At 73.5% G+C, this 17,002-nt stretch carries 12 protein-coding genes; 5 read left to right on the top strand and 7 right to left on the bottom strand.

Annotated features, from left to right (window positions below; translation table 11 throughout):
- Positions 1 to 508: 508 nt before the first annotated feature.
- From DRV84_RS05065 to DRV84_RS05050, 4 genes are read right to left on the bottom strand one after another with little or no spacing between them, the layout of a single operon-like run.
- Complete coding sequence (locus DRV84_RS05065; protein ID WP_115978794.1) at positions 509 to 2,551, bottom strand: hypothetical protein; 2,043 nt, start codon at positions 2,549 to 2,551, stop codon at positions 509 to 511.
- Positions 2,548 to 5,325, bottom strand: a complete 2,778-nt coding sequence (locus DRV84_RS05060) for a DUF4159 domain-containing protein (protein ID WP_115978793.1) — start codon at positions 5,323 to 5,325, stop codon at positions 2,548 to 2,550. The genes DRV84_RS05065 and DRV84_RS05060 overlap by 4 nt, the downstream gene beginning before the upstream one ends.
- On the bottom strand, positions 5,322 to 6,197 hold the full coding sequence (locus DRV84_RS05055) for a DUF58 domain-containing protein (protein ID WP_115978792.1): 876 nt from the start codon (positions 6,195 to 6,197) through the stop codon (positions 5,322 to 5,324). Before DRV84_RS05055 ends, DRV84_RS05060 begins: the two co-directional genes overlap by 4 nt.
- Positions 6,194 to 7,201 (bottom strand): AAA family ATPase, encoded by a 1,008-nt coding sequence (locus DRV84_RS05050; RefSeq protein ID WP_115978791.1) that lies wholly within the window; start codon positions 7,199 to 7,201, stop codon positions 6,194 to 6,196. The genes DRV84_RS05055 and DRV84_RS05050 overlap by 4 nt, the downstream gene beginning before the upstream one ends.
- A gap of 67 nt (positions 7,202 to 7,268) precedes the next feature.
- Here DRV84_RS05050 and DRV84_RS05045 point away from each other — a divergent pair, with 67 nt between their 5' ends.
- Both DRV84_RS05045 and DRV84_RS05040 read left to right on the top strand, forming a co-directional pair.
- Positions 7,269 to 7,865 (top strand): DUF1285 domain-containing protein, encoded by a 597-nt coding sequence (locus tag DRV84_RS05045; protein WP_115978790.1) that lies wholly within the window; start codon positions 7,269 to 7,271, stop codon positions 7,863 to 7,865.
- Positions 7,866 to 8,133: 268 nt separating this feature from the next.
- Positions 8,134 to 8,364 carry a DUF2798 domain-containing protein gene (locus DRV84_RS05040; RefSeq protein WP_115978789.1) on the top strand — a complete coding sequence of 77 codons (231 nt, stop codon included), beginning with the start codon at positions 8,134 to 8,136 and terminating at the stop codon, positions 8,362 to 8,364.
- 6 nt (positions 8,365 to 8,370) lie between these two features.
- Here the strand turns inward: DRV84_RS05040 and DRV84_RS05035 are convergent, their stop codons facing one another.
- The 3 genes from DRV84_RS05035 to polA form a co-directional block, all read right to left on the bottom strand.
- Positions 8,371 to 9,288, bottom strand: a complete 918-nt coding sequence (locus DRV84_RS05035; RefSeq protein ID WP_115978788.1) for a cation diffusion facilitator family transporter — start codon at positions 9,286 to 9,288, stop codon at positions 8,371 to 8,373.
- An 80-nt stretch (positions 9,289 to 9,368) separates the two neighbouring features.
- A complete protein-coding gene (locus tag DRV84_RS05030; protein WP_115978787.1) occupies positions 9,369 to 9,785 on the bottom strand; it encodes a universal stress protein in 417 nt (138 codons plus the stop codon).
- A gap of 183 nt (positions 9,786 to 9,968) precedes the next feature.
- Positions 9,969 to 12,776: a DNA polymerase I gene (polA, locus tag DRV84_RS05025; protein ID WP_115978786.1), complete on the bottom strand. Its 2,808-nt coding sequence runs from the start codon at positions 12,774 to 12,776 to the stop codon at positions 9,969 to 9,971.
- Between the two features lie 346 nt (positions 12,777 to 13,122).
- On the opposite strand from polA, the gene DRV84_RS05020 reads away from it, so the two are divergent.
- The 3 genes from DRV84_RS05020 to DRV84_RS05010 all read left to right on the top strand — a co-directional run bounded on the left by DRV84_RS05020 (position 13,123) and on the right by DRV84_RS05010 (position 16,833).
- Positions 13,123 to 14,523 carry a pyridoxal phosphate-dependent decarboxylase family protein gene (locus DRV84_RS05020; RefSeq protein ID WP_115978785.1) on the top strand — a complete coding sequence of 467 codons (1,401 nt, stop codon included), beginning with the start codon at positions 13,123 to 13,125 and terminating at the stop codon, positions 14,521 to 14,523.
- A 4-nt stretch (positions 14,524 to 14,527) separates the two neighbouring features.
- Positions 14,528 to 15,304, top strand: coding sequence for an HpcH/HpaI aldolase family protein (locus DRV84_RS05015; RefSeq protein ID WP_115978784.1), 777 nt, complete (start codon positions 14,528 to 14,530; stop codon positions 15,302 to 15,304).
- A gap of 137 nt (positions 15,305 to 15,441) precedes the next feature.
- Positions 15,442 to 16,833: an aminotransferase family protein gene (locus tag DRV84_RS05010; protein ID WP_115978783.1), complete on the top strand. Its 1,392-nt coding sequence runs from the start codon at positions 15,442 to 15,444 to the stop codon at positions 16,831 to 16,833.
- Positions 16,834 to 17,002 lie beyond the last annotated feature (169 nt).

Genomic DNA, 17,002 nt, shown 5'->3' with positions numbered 1-17,002 from the left:
GGCGTCCTCCTCGGGACAAGGAGTAGTCTTCGCAGAGGGGTGTGGCAAGCCGCGCGCGCCGCGCGGCAGCGGCGATCCCGGGGCGAGCCCGCCCGCGACAGGCGGCGCCGATCGGCCATGCCCCCGCTGACCGCCGCGCGCCGCCCGCCCCGCGTCGGCACGGAGGCCAGCGGGGGCGATGACCGGCGTGTCCGGGTCACGCGCCGCGCCGCGCACGCGGGCCGGGACGATGTAGCCGAGAGCCGGCGGGGCCTAGCTCCCTCGGGCGAGCGGCGCGGCGCGCAGGCGCCGCGGCGGCCGCATGGCGAGGGGCGGCCGCATGGCGAGAGACAGCCCCTCATCCGGCCCCGGAGAGCGCCGCGCGGGTCCGGACCGAAGCGCTCCCGGCCCCGGCCGGAGCGGTGCGCGCCCGCCCCTGCCGCCCGACGAAGCGCGCTCCGTCGCGCCCGCGCGGGCGCTCGTCGCGGGCGTCAGCGAGGACGCCCCGCGAGGGGCGGAGGAGCGACCCTCAGCGCCGCCCCTCGCGCAGCCACGCACCGAGGATCAGTGCCGAGGCCACGAGGAGCACCGCCCAGGCCGGCAGGAGCGGCGTCTGGCGCACGCTCAGCGTCTCGTAGGCGTCGCGCGGCGTGATGCCGATCCAGCCGCGCCCGGCCGCCGGCCGGCCCTCGCGGACGGTGCGCAGCGCGGGCAGCCCCGCCTCGAGCCGCAGGATGCCGCCGTTCACCGCCTCGATCGCCGGCTCCAGCGCCGCGCCGCTCGCGATGGTCTGCACGAACTCCCGCGGCGCGGCGGGGCCGAGGCCGATCACGGCTTCCTCCTCGCCCTGCTCGAGGCGGTAGAGCCCGATCTCGGGGCCCTCGTAGAGCGCCTCGAAGCGGCCGGGCGCCACCTCGTCCAGCGGCAGGGTGACCTCCTCGCCCGAGGGGGTGGTGACCGTGACGGGGCCGGCCTCCTCGGCGAGGGTGCGGCGCGTGATGCGCATGCGCCGGCCCGTCGCCTCGGCGGTCAGCGCCTCCTCCTCGAGCTCGGGCTCCTTCATCATCCAGTGCGCGAGCCGGCGCAGCAGTTCGAGCTGCGGGCCGCCGCCCTCGTAGCCGCGGTTCCAGAGCCAGGCGTGGTCCGACGCCATCAGCGCGATCCGCCCCTCCCCGACCCGGTCGAGCACGAGAAGCGGGCGGTCCTCCGCGCCCTCCATCACCACGTCGCCGGCCTCGGGCGTGACGTCGATCTGGCGCATCCAGCGGCCCCAGTCGCCCGCATCGGGCAGGCCGGCCGTCACGGGGTGGCGCCGGCCCAGATCGCTCACCTCGGGGCGGTAGCCCTCCTCCACCACGCGGGCGGTGGGCGCGGCGGGGATCACCGCCGAGAGCGGCGAGCGGTAGAGGCTGTCGGCGCTCGCGAAATCCGGCCCGGCGGCGACGAGCACCGCGCCGCCCTCGCGGACGTAGTTCGCCACGTTGTCGAGGTAGATCGAGGGCAGGATGCCGCGCCGCTTGTAGCGGTCGAAGATGATGAGGTCGAAATCCTCCACCTTCTCGAGGAAGAGCTCCCGCGTCGGGAAGGCGATCAGCGACAGCTCCGAGACCGGCACGCCGTCCTGCTTCTCGGGCGGGCGCAGGATGGTGAAATGCACGAGGTCCACCGAGCTGTCGGACTTCAGCAGGTTGCGCCAGGTCCGCGTGCCGGCGTGCGGCTCGCCCGACACGAGGAGCACGCGCAGCCGGTCGCGCACGCCGTTGATCTGCACCAGCGCGGCGTTGTTGCGGTCCGTGAGCTCGCCCTCGGCCTCGGGCACCGAGAAGCGGATCACGTTGCGCCCGGCGTGCGGCAGCGTCACCGGCAGGGTCACGTCGCGCCCGATCGGCACCTCGAAGCGCTCGGGCTCCGCCCCGTCCACGGAGATGTCGAGCGGCGCGGTGCGCGCGCCCTCGGGCGCGGCGCCCTCGTCCTCGACGCGCAGCGTGAGCTCGATCTCCTCGCCGAGGATGGCGAAGGCGGGGGCGTTCTTCACGACGAGCCGGCGGTCCCAGTCGCTCTCCCGCCCGGTCAGCAGCAGATGCATCGGCGCGGGCAGATCCGGCAGCCGCTCAAGATCGTGCAGCCGCCCGTCGGACAGCAGGATCACCCCCGCGACGCGGCCCTGCGGCTCGCGCGCGAGCGCCTCCGAGACGGCGGTCATCAGGAGCGTGCCCTCGTCGCCCTCGGCGTCGGGCACCGTGACGCGGCGCACCTCGGTGCCGGGGCGCGCGTCGATTTCGCGGGCCAGCGCCTCGGCGGCCTCGGCGGTGGTCTCCGCCCGCGCGGCGAGGCGCTGCGAGGCGGTGCGGTCGTCCACGAGAAGCACGATGTCGGACAGCGGCGCGCGGTCCTCCTGCTGCCAGGAGGGCTGCGCGAGCGCGGCGAGGATCACGAGCCCCGCCAGCCCCCGGAGCGCCCAGCCCGAGAGCCCGCGCCACGCCGCGAGCGCCACGGCGGCGAGCGCCGCCGCGCCCCCCGCGCCGAGCAGCCAGAGCGGCACCAGCGGGTCGAAGAGGATCGTTCCGGTCATTGGCCGAGCCTGTCGAGAAGGGCGGGGACGTGCACCTGATCGGATTTGTAGTTGCCGGTCAGCACGTGCATCACGAGGTTCACCCCGAAGCGGTAGGCGAGTTCACGCTGGCGCTCGCCGCCGTAGCCGCTGCCTACCGGGTAGAGGGGATCGCCCTGTTCGTTCACCGCCCAGGCCGCGGCCCAGTCGTTGCCGCCGATCACCACGGGCGTGACGTTGTCGTTGAGATCGCGGAAGGGCATCCCCTCGATCCGCTCGGCGTCCGCCGGCGCGGCCTCCACCCAGACGTCGCGGCGCGCGTGGCGGCCGGGGAAATCCTGCAACAGGTAGAAGGTCCGGGTCAGGACGTGATCCTCGGGCACGGGCTCGAGCGGCGGAATGTCGAGCGGCCGCGCGAGCGATTGCAGCTTGCGCCCGTTGGGCGAGGACGCGCCGAAGCCCGCCACGTCGGCGTCGCGCGTGTCGAAGAGGATCATGCCGCCAGAGCGCAGGTATTCGTTGAGCTTGGTGTAGGCCTCGGCCGAGGGGGTCGGCTGTTCGGGCGTGACGGGCCAGTACAGGAGCGGGAAGAAGGCGAGCTCGTCGGTCTCGAGATCGACCGAGAAGGGCTCGGCCGGCTCGACGGAGGTGCGGAAAAAGAGCGTCTCGGAGAGCCCGCGCAGCCCGGCGCGCGCCATGCGGTCGACCTCCGGGTCGCCGGTGACGACATGGGCGAGCGCCACTTCCTTCGTCGCAGCGAGGGCGAAGGCGTCCGCGTCGGCGTCCTCCTGCGCGGCGCCGGGCGCGGGCGCCAGCACCAGCGCGGCCAGCAGCGCCGCCGCCGCCGCGCCCGCGGGGCCGCCGCGCAGCCGCCCCGAGAGCGCGAGCGAGGCGATCACGTCGGCGAGCAGCAGCGCCAGCGCGGCGAGCAGGAAGGCCCCGCCGAGCGGCGTCTCCTGCGGGCGGTCGAGCCCCTCGACCGCGATGCGCTCGGGCCAGACGGCGGGCGCAAGCTCGGTGTCGGCCTGCACCACGTTGCGGGCGAGCGCGCGGTCCTCCCCCGCGTAGAGCCCCGGCCGCAGGTCCGGGCCGAGCGGCGCGGAGACGAGCTCGGGCCCCGGGACGCCGGGCCGCGTGCCCGCGTCCGCGAGCCGTCCGAACCCGTCGAGAAGCTGCTGCGGCTGCCAGACCGTGCCCTCGAGGTCGCCGGGCTCGGGCTGCGCCACGGCCGAGGAGACGGCGAGGCGTTCGAGCATCTGCACGAAGAGCCCCGAGAGCGGCAGGCTCGACCACTCGGCGTTGGCGGTGACGTGGAAGAGCACCACCTGCCCCTGCCCGAGCGCCTTGCGCGTCACGAGCGGCGTGCCGTCGGTGAGCTGCGCGATCACTCGCTCCGAGAGGCCCGGGTCGGGCTGCGCCATGACCTGCGCGGTGACGGTCACGTCGTCCGGCACGTCGAGCCCGTGGAACGGGCTCTCCTCGCCGAAGGGCGCGAGCGCCTTGGGCTCGCCCCAGCTCATCGCGCCGCCCACGGTGCGCCCGCCGGCGCGCAGGCGCACGGGCATCAGGGTCGCTTCCTCCTCGCGGCTGACGTCGCTCGCCGCGAGGCGCGGGCCGGCGAAGCGCAACAGGAGCCCACCGCCCTCGATCCACTCGGTGAGGCTCTCCTGCGCCGCGGGCGCGAGCGTGGCCACGTCGGCGAGCACGATCGCGTCCGGGTTGGCGGGCAGGATGTCGGTGAGCGCGCCGTCGAGAAGCTCCGCCGTCGGCTCCAGCGCGTTCTCGAGGTAGTAGAGCGGCGAGAGAAGCTCGAGCCCCTCGCGGTCCTCGCGGCCCGCGATCAGCGCCACCTCGCGGCGGCGCAGCGAATCGTCCGGCAGCGCCACGGCGCCCGCGCCGCGCACGCCCTCGATCTCGAACCAGGTGAGCCGCGCGCGCAGCTCCGCGGGCAGCGACAGCGCCGTCTCGGCCGTGGTGCCGCCGGCGGCGAAATCGGCCGTGGCGCGCGCGAGCACCCGCGGCGCGCCCGCCGGGTCGCGCCCGTGCGCGGCGATGGTGATCTCGCGCGGGGCGCCGCCCGCGCTGCGCCGGGCGGTGAGCGCGATCGCGCCGTCCTCGAAGACCGGCGGCTCGAGCGCGAGGACCGCGGCGTCCGACTGCATCACGCGCACGCGCCCACGCGCCTCGAGCGCGTCGAGAAGGCGCGCGCGGCTTTCGCGTGCGAGACCGTCGGAGAGCCAGAGCGTGTCGAACTCCCCGTCCCCCAGTTCGGCGAGGAAGGCCTCCACGTCCTCGCCGTCCGGCGTCCAGGGCTGCGGCGCGAGATCGGCGAGCCGCCCGCGCCAGGCGTCGGCGGCCTGAAAGACCGGCGCCCCGGGCGTCGTCAGCCGGGCGAGCGCGACGGTGCGCCCGGCGCGCCCCGCCTCGGCGAGGACCGCCTCCAGCGCGTCCTCCTTGGCGGACCAGTCGCCCGCCGCGCCCCAGGAGCCGTCCGAGAGGATCAGGAGCGGGCCGCGCCCGGCCTCGGCCGCGTCCTCCTCGGGGTTCAGCACCGGCCCGGCGAGCCCCACGATCACCGCCGCCACGGCGAGCATCCGCAGAAGCATGAGCCACCAGGGCGTCCGGTCGCTCACCTGCTCGGCGTCGGCGAGCCCCAGGAGGAGCGCCACGCCCGGAAAGCGCCGGCGGATCGGCGCGGGCGGCACCGCGCGCAGCAGCAGCCACAGCAGCGGCAGCGCGGCGAGCGCCGCGAGCAGCCAGGGCGCGGTGAAGCCGATCGTGCCGAAGAGCGTCATTCAGGGCCCCCGTCCATCCCCTGCCAGAGCCAGAGCAGCGCTGATTGCGCGGACTGGTCGGTGTGGTGGCACTGATACCGCCAGCCCGTCGCCTCGCAGAGCGCGGCGAGATGCGCCTTCCGCTCCGCGAGCCGCTCGAGGTAGCGCGCGCGCAGGTCGTCGGCCTTCAGCGTCTCGTGGGCGAGGCTGCGGCCCACGCTCTCGAAGATGGTGCGCCCGCGGAAGGGAAACGCCTCCTCCGCCGGGTCGAGCACCTGCAGCATGACGCCGCGCACGCCGCGATCCGCAGCCTTGCCCAGCGCAGCCTCGACCGGCGCCGGGTCGCCGAGGAAGTCCGAGAGGAAGACCGCGCTCGACTGCGGCAGCATCGCGCGCGCCTCGGGCGCGCCGTAGTCCTCGATCGCCTCGCGCGAGAAGGCCTCGGCCAGCCGCATGAGCTGCACCTCCCCCCGGCGCGGCGGCAGCTCGCCCCCCGTGAGGCCCACGCGCTCGCCCCCGCGCACGAGCAACACGGCGACGGCGAGCGCCAGCAGCCGCGCGCGATCGGCCTTCTCCGGCAGGTCGGGGGAGGAGGCGAAGCGCATCGAGGCCGCCTGATCGACCCACATCAGCACGGATTGCGCCACCTGCCACTCGCGCTCGCGCACGAACCGCTCGTCCGAGCGGGCCGAGCGGCGCCAGTCCACCATGCGCGCGGTGTCGCCCGCGACCATCGGGCGGTACTGCCAAAAATCGTCGCCCATGCCCGCGCGCCGGCGCCCGTGACTGCCCAGCAGCACGGTGCCCGCCAGCTGATCCGCCCGGGCGAGGAGCGGCGGCAGGGCCCCCGCCTCGGCCTCGGCGCGGGCGCGGAGGGCGAGCGCGTCGCTCACGCGGCGGCCCCGGGCCGGGCGAGCCCCTCGCAGGTCTCGTCGATGATCGCGCCGAGGCTCTCGCCGCGCGCCCGCGCGGCGAAGCGCAGCGCCATGCGGTGGCTGAGCACCGGCCGCGCCATGGCGAAGACGTCCTCCACCGAGGGCGCGAGCCGCCCCTGCAGGAGCGCGCGCGCCCGCACGGTGAGCATCAGCGCCTGCGCCGCGCGCGGCCCCGGCCCCCAGGCGACGCTTTCGCGGATGCGGTCGCTCGCCGTTTCGTCGTCGGGGCGGAAGGCGCGCACGAGGTCGAGGATCACCTCCACCACGCTCTCGCCCACGGGCATGCGCCGCAACAGCCGCTGCGCGGCGATGAGATCGGCGGCGGAAAAGACCGCGTGCGCCTCCTCCTCCTCCGCGCCGGTGGTGGCGAGCAGGATGCCCCGCTCGGTCTCACGGTCGGGGTATTCGACGTCGATCTGCACGAGGAAGCGGTCGAGCTGCGCCTCGGGCAGCGGATAGGTGCCCTCCTGCTCGATCGGGTTCTGCGTGGCGAGCACGTGGAAGGGCTTCGCCAGCGGGCGATCCTCGCCGGCGACGGTGACCTGCTTCTCCTGCATGGCCTGCAGGAGCGCGGACTGCGTGCGCGGGCTCGCCCGGTTGATCTCGTCGGCCATGAGAAGCTGACAGAAGATCGGGCCGGGAATGAACTTGAAGGCCCGCGCGCCGTCGGCGCCGGTCTCCAGCACCTCGGAGCCGAGGATATCGGCCGGCATCAGGTCCGGCGTGAACTGGATGCGGTTGCCGTCGAGCCCCATGACGGTGGCCAGCGTCTCCACCAGCCGCGTCTTGCCGAGGCCCGGCAGCCCGATCAGCAGCGCGTGCCCGCCGCACAGGAGCGCCGAAAGGGTCAGGTCCACGACCGTCTCCTGTCCGATGAAGCGCCGGGTGATCGAGCCGCGCGCCTCGGCGAGCTTTCCTTCCAGCGCCTCGATCTCCGCGACCAGATCGGCGTCCTCGGCCATGACAGGCCCTCCCTTCGTCGTATATCGAGTCTGACAAGTATCGCGCGACGGAAGGAAGGCAAAAAGCATGTCCGCACAAAATCCCGTGACCCCGTCCGCCGAGAGCATCGCCGACGCCGCGCGCGCCGCGAAAGCGGGCAAGGGGCCGCCGCCCGTGCACAGCTGGAACCCGCCCTTCTGCGGCGATCTCGACATGCGAATCGCGCGCGACGGGACGTGGTTCTACCTCGGCACGCCCATCGGGCGCTTCGAGCTGGTGAAGCTCTTCTCCTCGATCCTGCGCAAGGACGGCGACAGATACGTCCTCGTCACGCCGGTCGAGAAGGTCGGGATAACCGTGGACGACGCGCCCTTCGTGGCCGTCGACTTCGAGGCGGAGGGCGCCGGGCGCGATCAGGTGCTGACCTTCGTCACCCACGTCGGCGATCACGCGGTGGCGGGGCCGGATCACCCGATCCGCGTGGAGCGCGACCCCGAGACGGGCGAGCCGTCGCCCTATGTCCTCGTGCGCGACCGGCTGGAGGCGCTGATCGACCGCAAGAGTTTCTACCGCCTCGTCGAGCACGGCACGCGCGAGGAGGTGGACGGCGCGCTCTGGTTCGGCCTCTGGTCCTCGGGGGAGTTCTTCCCCGTCATCCCGGCGGCGGAGCTGCCCGAGGGGTGAGCGCAAGGCGTTTCGAAACGCCTTGCGCCAAGCGGTTTTCAAACCGCTTGGCCCCGCGCTGACGTCACGGTGCGGGCCGGGGCCGCCGCCGCTGCGCGGGGTGGGCCGCCGGAGGGCGGCTCTCCGCGCCTCTCGTCCTTCGCCGCCGCGCCGGGGCGACCGCCCCGGACCATGCCCCGCGCGTTGCGCGCACCGGGAGGCGGGCATGACTTGGGGGCCGCCGCGTCGGGGTTATCTGACCCCGGGTGAAACGATCCGGAGAAACGCCGTGATACCTGCCCGTTACGCCAACCTCCTGTTCAGCTTCCTGCTCTCGGGGATGATGTCGCTGCTGATCACCGGCCTGACCGTGCTGCGCACGCAGGGGCTCTCGGCGGGGCTCCTCGAGGCCTGGTTCTGGGGCTGGCTCAACGGCTGGGCGGTGGCCTTTCCGCTGGTGCTGGTGCTCGCGCCGGCGACGCGGCGGGTGGTGCGCGCGCTCACCGACGCGCCGGTCTGAGCGCGCTCAGACCGGATGCCCGATCGCCCTCGGCTCGGCGCAGGCGGTCTCCGGCGTCTCGAGTTCCAGCGTGCTGTGGGCGAGGCCGAAGCGGTCCTCCAGCATGGCGCGCAGGGCGAGGCGCACCTCCTGCGGGGGCCGCGTGCCGTCGAGCACCACATGCGCCTCGAGCGCGGCCTCGTGTTCCTGCATGCGCCAGAGATGCAGGTGATGCACGTCGCCCACGCCCGCGACCCCGCGCATGGCGCCCAGAACCTCCTCGGTGTCGAGGCCCTCGGGGCTCGCCAGCATGAGGATGCGCACCACGGGCACAAGGCCGAGGGCCGACTGCCAGAGGATGTAGGCCGCGATGGCCAGCGTCACCGCCGCGTCGATCCAGTGCCAGCCGAAGGCGAGGATCAGGCCGCCCGCCACGATCACGCCGACCGAGGCGAGCGCGTCGGACAGGTTGTGCAGGAAGGCCGCGCGGATGTTCACGCTGGATTTCGCCATCGCCCAGGTGAGCGCCACGGTCGCCACGTCCACCGCGAGCGCGAGGCCGGCCACGATCACGACGATCCAGCCCGCCACCGGCTCCGGCGCGACGAGCCGCGTGACGCCCTCGGCCAGCAGCCAGACCGCGATGACGATGAGCGTCGTGTAGTTGACGAGCGCCGCCACCACCTCCGCCCGGCCGTAGCCGAAGGTCATGGCCGCGTCCGCCGGCCGCCGCCCGATGCGCCGCGCGGCGAGCGCGATGCCGAGCGACAGCGCGTCGGAGAGATTGTGGATCGCGTCCGCGACGAGCGCGAGCGAGCCCGAGATCACCCCCGCCACGACCTGCGCCAGCGTCAGCGCGAGGTTCGCGCCGACCGCGAGGCCGACGCGCGCGTCGCCCGCGGCGGGGTCGACGTGGTGGTGGTGGTGATGGCCGTGCCCGCTCATGCCCCGGGCCTAACAGCGGCCCGCGCGCCGATCCAGCGACGACGCCCGGCAGGGCGGAGGCGCGGCCCGCCCGACATGGATCAGGGCGTGCGCACGAGATAGACGGAGCACGGGGCGTGCGCGGCGATGTGGCTCGCCGTGGTGCCGATCAGGTAATCCTGGATCCGCGGGTTCGCCGCCTCCATCACGATGACGTCCACCGCCTCCTCGGCGGCGAGCTTCAGGATCTGGCGGTGCACCGCGCCCTTGCGCACGACGAGGCGCGGCTCGACCGGGCCGGGCGGGTGGTCGCGCACGAACTTGCGCAGCTCGCCGCTCCAGTAGCCGACGGAATCGCGGATGTTCAGGTTGCGCTCCATCTCGGGCGCGACGGTCGCCACGATCAGCTCCGCGCCGCGGCGCACCGCCATCTCGCAGGCCTCCTCGTAGGCGTCCTGCTGCAGCTTCAGGTGGCGCAGATTGACGGGGCAGAGGATCTTCCGGGTCTCGCGGGCCATGGCGTGTCTTTCCTTTCGTCGCGCCGGTGCGGCGCTCACCCCTGCGCCGGGCGCGGCCGCCGCGCGCGCCTGTTCGCGGCGCTTTCGCCCGCGATCGCGTCACCGGTGGCGCACACCTTCGCGGCCCGGCGGAAACGCCGCCGGAGCCGCTCGCGTTCCGCGGCCCTCAGTGCGCCGCGGCCCTCAGTGCGCCGCGGCCCAGTTCGCGCCGGTGCCCGCGTCGGCCACGAGCGGCACCGAGAGCTTGACCACCGGCTCCGCCGCGCCCTCCATCACCTCGCGGGCGGCGGCGATGAGCGCGTCCTCGGCGCCCGCCTCCACCTCGAAGAGCAGTTCGTCGTGCACCTGCAGAAGCATCTCGGCCGGCAGCCCCTCGATCGCCGCGGGCATGCGGACCATGGCGCGGCGGATGATGTCGGCCGCCGTGCCCTGGATCGGGGCGTTGATCGCCGCGCGCTTGGCGAAGCCCGCGCGCGGGCCGCGGGCGCCGATCTCCGGCGTGTGGATCACCCGGCCGAAGAGCGTCTCCACGCGGCCGTGCTCCTTGGCGAAGGCCACCGTCTCGTCCATGTAGGCGCGGATGCCCGGGAAGCGCTCGAAGTAGCGGTCGATGAAGCCCTGCGCCTCCCCGCGCGGGATTCGCAGCTGCCGGGCGAGGCCGAAGCCCGAGATGCCGTAGATCACGCCGAAGTTAATCGCCTTGGCGCGGCGGCGGATCTCGGGCGTCATCTCGTCGAGAGGCACGTCGAACATCTCCGAGGCGGTCATCGCGTGGATGTCCTGACCCTCGCGGAAGGCCCTCTCGAGCTGCTCGATCCCGGCGACATGGGCGAGGATGCGAAGCTCGATCTGGCTGTAGTCGAGGCTGACGAGCACCTTGCCCTCCTCCGCGACGAAGGCCTCGCGGATGCGCCGGCCCTCCTCGGTGCGGATGGGGATGTTCTGAAGGTTCGGATCGGAGGAGGCGAGCCGCCCGGTCGCCGCGCCCGACTGCACGAAGGAGGTGTGCACGCGCCCCGTCTCCGGGTCGATGTGCTCCTGCAGGGCGTCGGTGTAGGTGCTCTTGAGCTTCGAGACTCCGCGCCAGTCGAGCACCTTGCGCGGCAGCTCGTGCTCGGTCGCCAGATCCTCCAGCACGTCGGCCGGCGTGGCGTAGGCGCCGGTCTTGCCGCGCTTGCCGCCGGGCAGGCCCATCCGGTCGAAGAGGATCTCGCCCAGCTGCTTGGGGCTGCCGACGTTGAAGCTCTCCCCGGCGAGGTCGTGGATCTCCGCCTCGAGCGCCGCCATCTTCTGCGCGAAGGCGCCCGACATGCGGCTCAGCGTGTCGCGGTCCACCTTGACGCCCGCCATCTCCATCCGCGCGAGCACCGGCGCGAGCGGGCGCTCCATCCGCTCGTAGACGCGCGTGACATGCGCCGCGTGGAGCTGCGGCTTGAAGCGCTCCCAGAGGCGCAGCGTCACGTCCGCGTCCTCGGCGGCGTAGGGCACGGCCTTGTCGATCGGCACCCGGTCGAAGGTGATCTGGCTCTTGCCCGAGCCGATGAGCTCCTTGATCGGGATGCAGGCGTGGCCGAGATAGCGCTCCGCGAGCGTGTCCATGCCGTGCCCATGCAGGCCCGAATACATGGCGTAGGACATCAGCAGGGTATCGTCGACCGGGGCCACGCGGATGCCGAGGCGGGCGAGCACCTTGGCGTCGTATTTCACGTTCTGCCCGATCTTGAGCACCGCGTCGTCCTCGAGAAGATCGCGCAGCGCGGCGAGCGCCTCCTCCATCGGGATCTGCCCCTCGGCGAGCGCGTCGCCCCCGAAGAGGTCGTCGGCCCCGTCGGCCTTGTGCGCGAGGGGGACATAGGCCGCCTCGCCCGGGGCGAGCGCGAGCGAGACGCCCACGAGGTCGCAGCGCATCTCGTCGAGGCCCGTGGTCTCGGTGTCGAAGGCGACCCGGCCCCGCGCCCGGGCGCGCGCGATCCAGTCCGCGAGCGTGGCCATGTCGCGGATGCAAAGATAGGCCGCGGGATCGAAGGGCGCGTCGGCCGGGGCCTCCGGCCCGGCGTCCGCCTCCGTCTCCTGCGGCGCCGCCTCCGGCACCACCGGCGGCTCGACGCCGAGGGCGTCCGCGATCCGGCGGGTGAGCGTGCGGAACTCCATCTCCGTCAGGAACCCGAGAAGCGTCTCCGCGTCGGGCTCCCGCAGCTCGAGGTCGTCGGGCCCGAACTCGAGCGCCACGGCGTCGTCGAGCTGCACCAGCGACTTCGACAGGCGGATCTGGTCGGCGTAATCGACGAGCGTCTGGCGGCGCTTGGGCTGCTTGATCTCCTCGGCGCGCGCCAGAAGCGTCTCGATGTCGCCGAACTCGTTGACGAGGAGCGCCGCGGTCTTGACGCCGATCCCCGGCGCGCCGGGGACGTTGTCCACGCTGTCGCCGGCGAGCGCCTGCACGTCCACCACGCGCGCGGGGTCCACGCCGAACTTCTCGCGCACGCCGTCCACGTCGATGCGGCGGTTCTTCATCGCGTCGAACATCTCGACGCCGCCGCCGACGAGCTGCATCAGGTCCTTGTCCGAGCTGACGATCGTCACGCGCCCGCCCGCCTCGCGCGCCTCGCGCGCGAGCGTCGCGATGATGTCGTCGGCCTCGAAGCCCTCGAGCTCGATGCAGGGGATGTTGAAGGCCTCGACCGCGCGCCGGGTGAGCGGGATCTGCGGGCGCAACTCCTCCGGCATCTCTTCGCGGTTGGCCTTGTAGGCCTCGTAGAGATCGTTGCGGAAGGTGTGGCTGCCCTTGTCGAAGATCACCGCCAGATGCGTCGCCGCGTCCGGCCCCTCGTTCGCGTCGATATAGCGCTGCAACATGTTGCAGAAGCCCGCGACCGCGCCGACCGGCGCGCCGTCCGAGCGCCGCGTGAGCGGCGGCAGCGCGTGATAGGCGCGGAAGATGAAGGCCGAGCCGTCGATGAGGTGCAGATGATGGCCCTTGCCGAAACTCATGCGCGGGTCTCCCTTGGCGTCGCGCGCCCTTGTGCCACGCATCCGCGGCGTGGGCCAGTGGCGCCGCGCCGGGCGCGGCGCCGCGGGAGGGGGCGCTGCCCCCTCTTGGCCTGCGGCCAATTCACCCCCGGAGTATTTGGGCCAAGATGATGGGCCGGGCGGTCCTCTGCCTGTCATCACCTTGGGTCAAATACTCCGGGGGGTGAGGCCCGGACCGGGCCGAGGGGGGCAGCGCCCCCCCCCTGATCGCACGAAGTGCCAGAGAGCGTGCGGCCGAAAGGCCGCGCCGCCATGTTGACTTCGAAGATGTCCCAGGGGAACGGCGGGGTGAGCGAGGGAGGGTGCGATGGACTGGGAGACGTTCGAGGGCTGGGGCCGGCGGATCGCGGCGTGGGCGGCGGACTATCGCGGGACGCTGCGCGAGCGGCCGGTGCGGGCGCCGCTGGCGCCGGGCGCGACGCGGGCGGCGCTGCCGGCGCGGCCGCCGGAGACGGCCGAGGCGATGGAGGACATCTGGGCGGATTTCGAGCGGATCGTCATGCCGGGGATCACCCATTGGCAGCATCCGCGCTTCTTCGCCTATTTCCCGGCCAACGCCGCGCCGGCCTCGGTGCTCGCGGAGTGGATCACGGCCGCGCTCGCGCCGCAGTGCATGCTCTGGCAGACCTCTCCGGCGGCGACGGAGATGGAGACGCGGATGATGGAGTGGCTCGCGGAGGCGACGGGCCTGCCGCCGGCGTTCCGGGGCGTCGTTCAGGACAGCGCGAGTTCCGCGACCCTCGCCGCGCTTCTGGTCATGCGCGAGCGCGCGCTCGGCTGGGCGGGGAACGCGCAGGGACTCGCGGGGCAGCCCGCCGTGCGGGTCTATTGCTCGGGGGAGGCGCATTCCTCCGTCGAGCGCGCGGCCTGGATCGCCGGGATCGGGCGCGAGAACCTCGTGACGCTGCCCGTGCGCGGCGCGCGCCGCGGCCTCGACGCGGAAGCGCTGGAGCGCGCGATCCTGCGGGACGCCGCCGCGGGGCTGCGGCCGGCCGGCGTCGTCGCCTGCACGGGCGCGACGGGCACCGGCGCCTCGGACGACGTCGCCGCGGTCTGCGCGGTGGCCGAGCGTCACGGACTCCTCGTCCATGTCGACGCCGCCTGGGCCGGGAGCGCGATGATCTGCCCGGAGTTCCGGCATCTCTGGGCCGGGGTGGAGCGGGCCGATTCGGTCGTTTTCAACCCGCACAAGTGGCTCGGCGCGCAGTTCGACTGCGCGGCGCATTTCCTGAAGGCGCCGGAGGATCTGACGCGCACGCTCGCCATCCAGCCGGAGTACCTCAGGACGCATGGCGCCGACGGGGTGGTCGATTATTCCGAGTGGTCGATCCCCCTCGGCCGGCGGTTCCGGGCGCTGAAGCTCTGGGTGCTGATCCGGGCGGAGGGGCTTTCGGGCCTGCGCGCGATGATCCGCGACCACGTGCGCTGGAGCGCGGCGCTCTGCGCGCGGCTCCGTGCCGAGCCCGGCATCGAGATCGTGACCGAGCCGGTGCTCTCGCTCTTCACCTTCCGCCTGACCGGAGAGGACGCCGACGCGCGCACGCTGGCGCTGTTGCAGCGGATCAACGACGACGGGCGCATCTATCTCACGCCGACGAAGGTGGACGGCCGGCAGGTGATCCGCTTTCAGGCGGGCGCCGTCGAGACGACAGCCGAGGACGTCGAGACGGCCTTCGACGTGATCACCGAACTGGCCCGGGAGGTCTGAGCCGATGCCCGCACCACAGAACGCCTTCAAGGCCGCCCTCGCCCGGGGCGAGACCCTCTTCAGTTGCTGGCTCGGCTTCGCCCATCCCTACCCGGCGGAGGTCGCGGGGCACGCGGGTTTCGACTGGCTGCTGATCGACGGGGAGCATGCGCCGAACGACCTGCCCTCGATCACCGCGCAGCTTCAGGTGCTCGAACCGCTGCCGGCGCATCCGGTGGTGCGGCTGCCCATGGGCGAGGACTGGGCGATCAAGCAGGTGCTGGACGCGGGCGCGCAGACGCTGCTGATACCGCTCGTCGAGTCGGCGGAGGCGGCGCGCGCTCTCGTGCGCGCTACGCGCTATCCGCCGGAGGGCATGCGCGGCATGGGCGCCGCGCTCGCGCGGGCGTCGCGCTTCGGGGCGATCGCGGATTACGCCACCACGGCGAACGCCGAGATCTGCCTGCTCGTGCAGGTGGAGACGCGCGCGGGGCTCGCCGCGCTCGACGCGATCCTCGGCGTCGCGGGGGTGGACGGCGTCTTCATCGGGCCGGCGGATCTCTCGGCGGACATGGGCTACCCGGGCCGCCCCGACGCGCCGGAGGTGCAGGCGGCGATCGAGGACGCGCTCGGCCGCATCCGCGCGGCGGGCAAGGCGCCGGGGATCCTCTCGGACGACGAGGCGGCGGTCGAGCGCTACCTCGCCTGCGGCGCGCAGTTCGTCGCGGTGGGCGTGGACGTCGCCATCCTCGGCGCTGCGCTGCGGGCGCGCGCGGCGCGCTGGACGGGGCGGGGATCGTAGCGGCGGCGGCCCCTGCCAGCGCGCCCGGGCCGTCGCCCCGCGCGGCGAAACCTCTCGCCACGGCAGGGCCGAACCGCTAGCATCCCCGTAAAACAGGAGCCGCCGGGCGCGCCCGGCCAGCCAAGAGGGAGGTCCGCATGGACGGCAACCGCCACGACAACGACCTGACCGGCGTGATCGAGGCCGACCGCGCGCATGTCTGGCACCATCTGGTGCAGCACAAGCCCTTCGAGACCGGCGCGCCGCGCGTCATCGTCGAGGGGCGCGGCATGTCGGTCTGGGACCAGAACGGCAAGGAGCACCTCGACGCCGTCTCGGGCGGGGTCTGGACGGTCAACGTGGGCTACGGGCGCGAGCGCATCGCCGACGCGGTGCGCGACCAGCTCGTCAAGCTCAACTATTTCGCCGGCGCCGCCGGCACGATCCCGGGCGCGCGCTTCGCCGAGGCGCTGATCGACAAGATGCCGGGGCTGAGCCGCGTCTACTACTGCAACTCCGGCTCCGAGGCGAACGAGAAGGCCTTCAAGATGGTCCGCCAGATCGCGCAGAAGCGGTACGGCGGCAAGAAGCACAAGATCCTCTACCGCGACCGGGATTATCACGGCACCACCATCGGCTGCCTGAGCGCGGGCGGGCAGGACGAGCGCAACGCCCATTACGGCCCCTTCGCGCCGGGCTTCGTGCGGGTGCCGCACTGCCTCGAGTACCGCCGCCACGAGCAGGAGGGCGCGCCGGAGGAGAACTACGGCCTCTGGGCCGCCGACCAGATCGAGGCGGTGATCCTGCGGGAGGGGCCGGACACCGTGGGCGCGCTCTGCCTCGAGCCGGTCACCGCGGGCGGCGGCGTGATCCCGCCGCCCTCGGGCTACTGGGAGCGGGTGCAGGAGATCTGCCGCAAATACGACATCCTGCTGCACATCGACGAGGTGGTCTGCGGCGTGGGCCGCACAGGCACCTGGTTCGGCTACCAGAACTACGGGGTGCAGCCCGACATGGTGACCATGGCCAAGGGCCTCGCCTCGGGCTACGCCGCGATCGCCTGCCTCGTGACCACCGAGGAGGTGTTTTCCATGTTCAAGGAGGCGCCGGAGGACCCGCTGGACTACTTCCGCGACATCTCGACCTTCGGGGGCTGCACCGCGGGGCCCGCCGCCGCGCTGGAGAACATGGCGATCGTCGAGGAGGAGGGGCTCCTGGCGAACACCCGCGCGATGGGCGACCGGCTGATGGAGCGCCTCGGCGAGCTGAAGGACAAGCACGCCGTCGTGGGCGACGTGCGCGGCGCGGGGCTCTTCTGCGGCGCGGAACTCGTGGCCGACCGGCACACGAAGGAGCCCGTGGACGAGAAACTCGCGCAGAAGGTGGTGGGCGAATGCAACGCCGCCGGCGTCATCATCGGGGTGACGAACCGCTCGCTGCCGGGGCGGAACAACACGCTCTGCTTCTCGCCCGCGCTGATCGCCACCGCCGACGACATCGACCACATCGCCGCGACCGTGGACGACGCGCTGACGCGCGTCTTCGGCTGAGCGCGCCCGGAGACCTGCGCGCCAAGTCCCTTGCAAGGGACTTGGCCAAGCCCGTTCCAACGGGCTTGGGCGCTCCCCGGCCGCCCGCGCGCGCGGGTCGATGGGTGCGGCCACGAGCGCCGCGAACCAGCGCGCCCCTCGGGCGCCCGCCGCCACGGAAGAGACCTCC

Source organism: Rhodosalinus sediminis (assembly GCF_003385555.1).
GTDB classification, from domain to species: domain Bacteria; phylum Pseudomonadota; class Alphaproteobacteria; order Rhodobacterales; family Rhodobacteraceae; genus Rhodosalinus; species Rhodosalinus sediminis.
The sequence above is the reverse complement of the archived record's forward strand: the minus strand, read 5'-3'. Positions and strand labels throughout refer to the sequence as shown.